Here is a 683-nt window from a genome sequence, read left to right on the forward strand (position 1 = left end):
GGATCACTTTCTGCTTTGTATGCCGTCAATCTAAGTTGTTTGTTACGCTCTATTTGCTGTTCTTCCGTCAGTGGAGGGTTAGCGATTTCATTAGCTTCACTCTCTGATATGGCCTCCGCACCTTCAGATAGTTTCTTATCGTAAAAATCCATCTGATGGGAATCATAGGCGTAGATTTTGTTATCTTTTTTTAAATACTTCATTTTTATATCCTTAAAGTAGCTCTGACCATTCATCTCTTAGCCAATCTGAATCCGGTGCTTGCATCCAATACTCAGCCCCAGATGGGATAATACAATTGATACAATAGCCGCCAGAACGAGTATAAAAAGTGCCCATAGGAGCACTTACACCGGAATCAATATAAAAAATCGCTGCCAAACCATCATCAACTTTGGGTCTTATAACGATAAGTACCTGAATGGGATATGGTTGTGTGTTGGTATACCGAACGTTAAAAACTTTACCGTAATCACGCCAGAACTGACCAGAACTAAACCCCAAATTTAAATCATCGACTTTATCATCTAAGCTTTCAATTTTATCGTTTAGTGTTTTTGCTGTAGACGCCGATGCTGCTACATTAGTTTGAGTAGACGTTAGACTGGTTGAAGTTTTCACAATGCCTTGCTGTGATGTGCTGGCTTTATTTAACCTATCATTACTTAATGTTCCCGACGTGA

General features: G+C 39.2%; 2 protein-coding genes. Both read right to left on the minus strand.

Features of this window, described 5'->3' with window-relative positions:
• Positions 1-203, minus strand: a 203-nt coding sequence (locus AB4589_RS25615; protein WP_372101977.1) for a hypothetical protein, incomplete at its 3' end; no start/stop codon positions are given.
• A gap of 10 nt (positions 204-213) precedes the next feature.
• Positions 214-683: hypothetical protein (locus AB4589_RS25620; protein ID WP_372101978.1), on the minus strand; the 470-nt coding region annotated here is incomplete at its 5' end.

The organism is Vibrio sp. 10N.222.49.A3, assembly GCF_041475145.1.
GTDB lineage: Bacteria > Pseudomonadota > Gammaproteobacteria > Enterobacterales > Vibrionaceae > Vibrio > Vibrio tasmaniensis_A.